We start from the raw sequence: 3,242 nt of genomic DNA, 5'->3' as shown, positions 1-3,242 counted from the left end.
GTCGCGCAGACTGTTGCTGCGGTAGGTCCATAGGCGTTGACAATAGATGCTGCAGGCAAGGCTCAGGATAAGCTCGGCCTTCGGGAGCTCTCCAGCAAGAACGAGAAGTTGCGACGCCAAATATTCCAGATGCTGGCTTCCTGAAGCAATGCTGGGAGAGCAACGTCGGATGCGTGATGGCTTCGTTTCGCAGATTGTCCGATAGCTCTTTTTGGTCCCTGGACGGATCTCACCCGCAGGCAAGTGCAAGGCGGCTCCTGAGCCAAACGCCATGAAAGCTTTTTTTTTTCTGCATCAAAACCCAAAGGAGCCGAACTGCACCACTCTTACGTTGGAACAAACGCCAAAAGCACGGTTACGAGCCAACCCTAGATTGATCAATCTAAGATGCTCCGCCATGACGCCCTTGGGCGTTCCGGTGGATCCTGAGGTGTGGATCACATAGGCGAGATAGCGCGAGGTCAGACCGAGGGCGGCGCGCGGGTCCAGGTTCGCGGCCGGCAGCTGCACGCCACGCCGGGGTCGCCGTCTCCAGGTCACCACCGTCAGATCCAGACCCCCATCGCCCCCCCCCGCCGATCGTCCCGCCGCATCGGCCAGCAGCTGAACGGTGCCGCATCCTTGAGCACCTGGTGCAGCCGCGCGGCGCAGGTAGGCCGGATCAGCGGCAGCTACACCCCGCCCGCCTCCCGGACCGCCAACAGCCCGACCAAACTCGCGATGCTGCGCTGAAGGCAGATCGCCACCGGTATGGCCTGACCCCGAGCGCGATCCAGATGATGCGCCAGCCAGCCCGCCACCCAGGCTCTGTAAGCTGGGCCGATAGACCACCGCCACCGCATCCGGCGCCTGCACGCCTCAAACAGCTCATGGATGCACTGCTGCTCGACATGGCGCCGCCGTCCGGTTCAGCTCCTCCAACAGATCACGCGCGCGCTCAGCGGACGGCAGGATATCCAGCTCGCGCACCGGCGTGTTCGGCGCCTGCTCCAGCGCGTCGGCCAGTTGCTCGAGCGCGCGCTGCATGTAGCCGCAGACCCGATCCGCGGAGACGGGCTCCGCCACCTGCGCCGTCAGACCGAGCGCCTCGCCAAACTCATCCACCGACAGGGTCAGCGGATAGTTGGTGCGTTCCTCCCCGCCCAGCCATTCCACGCCGCCCAGCCCAGCATCCGGTCCGCAAGCGAGTGCTGGCGCGGTGTGGCGGTAGTTCAACAGCGCGCTGAACAGCGGCGCCGGCGCCGCAACGCCGCTGCAGCGCGTTGCGCCAACGCCAGCGAGGTGCGCATGCTCGTGCGCCAGCAGCTCGGCCAGCCGGGCGTGCGGTCCGCACGCTCGCCTCGACCCCGGTGCCGTCCAGATCAAGCCGCAGCGGCAGCGTGTTGATGAACAGGCCCATGGTGCGGTCGGCACCCGCGCCGCCATGCATGCGGCCAAACAGCACCGTGCCGAACACCACCTGCTCGCGGCCGCTGCTGCGCGCCACCACCTGTCCCCACGCCAGATGGCACAGGGCTGGCCAGGCTCTACCCTGCTGCTGCGCCTGGCTGCGCAACCGCGTTGAGCGCCTGCGGCAGCCCGATGTGCCTCATGAACCCCGCAGCCGTCGCCGTGGACCCTGCTTGCCAAACGGCGTGGTCGGCGCATCGATGTCCCCCAGTAGTCCCCGGAAGAACCTTCATGCGCTTTGGTACCAACGCCCAGGGCGCGCCTGCGCCACCAGGTTGCGGAACGGCTGCGGGGCGGCCAGCTCGTCGCGCCTCGCCGAGCACGGCCTTAACCCGGCATGCATCACCTCCAGCGTCGTGTGATCCCCGATCAGATGATGCTGCAGCTGCAAGAGCAGCCAGCGCGCCATGCCGGGCGGGCGCGCGATCACAAACCGCAACAGCGGGGCCCGGCCAAGATCGATGCGGTGCTGGCGCGGATCAAACCTCAGCCTGAACAGCGAGTGGCCAGCACCGCCGGAGCCGCCCAGCTCGACCTCGGTCAAGTTGAGTGGCGCGTTCCGCCGCACCACCTGGGCCGCGCGCGACAGGCCCTCCCAGATAAACGACGTCCTTAAGGCCGTCGTGCCGGTCCACCACCCGCTGAACCACGGCAAGATAGCGGTCCAACACGCCACGGTCGGCAAACGCCATCTGCGACACCAGCAGGTACGGATCGCCTTGGCGGGCCAAAGCAGATGATTGGAACAGGATGCCGTCCTGCAGCAGCGACAAGGCATAAATATCCTGGATGTTGCCGACGCCGCCGAGCACCGCCGGCAGGAGCCGGTCGATCTCTCCTGCGTCAGCTCGATCAGCGGCGAAGCATCTGCGGCGTGATCGAGCTCCTCTACCCGTGATCAGGTTGGCCGGCACCGCCACCTCGATGACTGCGCAGGCTCGCGGCCAAGATCCGCCAGCACCGGCCCCGCGAACAAGTCCTCCTCCACACCCCCAGCGAAGCCGCCGCGAACGCTCGATCAGCTGCACCGCCAAGAGCGAGTGGCCGCCCAGTTCGAAGAAGTGGTCGTTCCGTCCGACCCGCTCAACACCCAGAAGCTCGGCTCAGATCGTCGCCGAAGCGCCGTCTCGAGGTCACCTTGCTGCGGGCGCCTCATAGGCGGCGCGCGCATGCCTCATCCTTAGGCGCCGGCAGGCCTTGCGGTCGAGCTTGCCGTTCACCGTCAAGGGCAGCGCCGCAAGGTGCACAAACGCCGACGGCACCGTGCAGTCCGGCAGCCGCGCACTTAAGTGCGTGCGCAAGGTGCCGGCAAGTTCGCTTCCATCCAGCCCATCCGAGCCCGCCTCGGACGCGCACACCACATAGGCGACCAGCCGCTGCTCGCCGGCGCGGTCCTGGCGCGCCACCACCACCGCGTCACGCACCGCGGCGTGCTCGACGAGCCGCGCCGCGATCTCGCCCGGCTCGATCCGGAAGCCGCGGATCTTCACCTGGTCGTCGTTGCGGCCCAGAAACGCCAGATTGCCGTCCGGCAGATAGCGCGCAAGATCCCCGCTCCGGTACATCCGCGCCCCAGGCTCAGTGCTGAACGGATCGGCCAAAAGCCGCTCCGCGGTCAGCTCGGGACGGTTCAGATAGCCCCGCGCCACCCCGCGCCGCCAATGTAAAGCTCCCCTACGGCCCCAAACGGAACAGGCGCGCCATCACCATCCAGCAGATAGATCCGCGTGTTCGCAAGCGGACGGCCAATCGGGACAACGGCCCCATCAAAATCAGCCGGGCAGCTCCACGTC

Annotated in this window: 8 protein-coding genes; 1 reads left to right on the top strand and 7 read right to left on the bottom strand. The window is 66.9% G+C overall.

Going from position 1 to position 3,242, the window contains the following annotated elements:
* The 5 genes from ACFXS9_RS00625 to ACFXS9_RS00605 form a co-directional block, all read right to left on the bottom strand.
* The coding region (locus ACFXS9_RS00625; RefSeq protein WP_392683980.1) for a hypothetical protein at positions 1 to 249 on the bottom strand (249 nt) is incomplete at its 3' end.
* Between the two features lie 45 nt (positions 250 to 294).
* A complete protein-coding gene (locus ACFXS9_RS00620) occupies positions 295 to 510 on the bottom strand; it encodes an AMP-binding protein (RefSeq protein ID WP_392683977.1) in 216 nt (71 codons plus the stop codon).
* Positions 511 to 867: 357 nt separating this feature from the next.
* The gene (locus ACFXS9_RS00615; protein ID WP_392683974.1) at positions 868 to 1,155 is read right to left on the bottom strand and encodes a hypothetical protein; all 288 of its coding nucleotides are present in this window, start codon (positions 1,153 to 1,155) and stop codon (positions 868 to 870) included.
* Entirely contained in the window at positions 1,097 to 1,555 is a 459-nt protein-coding gene (locus ACFXS9_RS00610) for a condensation domain-containing protein (protein ID WP_392683971.1), read from the bottom strand. Before ACFXS9_RS00610 ends, ACFXS9_RS00615 begins: the two co-directional genes overlap by 59 nt.
* 123 nt (positions 1,556 to 1,678) lie before the next feature.
* On the bottom strand, positions 1,679 to 2,104 hold the full coding sequence (locus ACFXS9_RS00605) for a hypothetical protein (RefSeq protein ID WP_392683968.1): 426 nt from the start codon (positions 2,102 to 2,104) through the stop codon (positions 1,679 to 1,681).
* An 85-nt stretch (positions 2,105 to 2,189) separates the two neighbouring features.
* On the opposite strand from ACFXS9_RS00605, the gene ACFXS9_RS00600 reads away from it, so the two are divergent.
* A complete protein-coding gene (locus tag ACFXS9_RS00600) occupies positions 2,190 to 2,327 on the top strand; it encodes a hypothetical protein (protein ID WP_392683966.1) in 138 nt (45 codons plus the stop codon).
* Positions 2,328 to 2,582: 255 nt separating this feature from the next.
* Here ACFXS9_RS00600 and ACFXS9_RS00595 read toward each other — a convergent pair whose 3' ends face one another.
* Positions 2,583 to 3,098 (bottom strand): hypothetical protein, encoded by a 516-nt coding sequence (locus ACFXS9_RS00595; protein WP_392683963.1) that lies wholly within the window; start codon positions 3,096 to 3,098, stop codon positions 2,583 to 2,585.
* Positions 3,080 to 3,163 carry a hypothetical protein gene (locus ACFXS9_RS00590; RefSeq protein ID WP_392683983.1) on the bottom strand — a complete coding sequence of 28 codons (84 nt, stop codon included), beginning with the start codon at positions 3,161 to 3,163 and terminating at the stop codon, positions 3,080 to 3,082. The genes ACFXS9_RS00595 and ACFXS9_RS00590 overlap by 19 nt, the downstream gene beginning before the upstream one ends.
* Between the last annotated feature and the right edge of the window lie 79 nt (positions 3,164 to 3,242).

The sequence above is a fragment of the Bradyrhizobium sp. RDI18 genome (assembly GCF_043203335.1).
Taxonomy (GTDB): Bacteria; Pseudomonadota; Alphaproteobacteria; order Rhizobiales; family Xanthobacteraceae; genus Bradyrhizobium; species Bradyrhizobium retamae.
The sequence above is the reverse complement of the archived record's forward strand: the minus strand, read 5'-3'. Positions and strand labels throughout refer to the sequence as shown.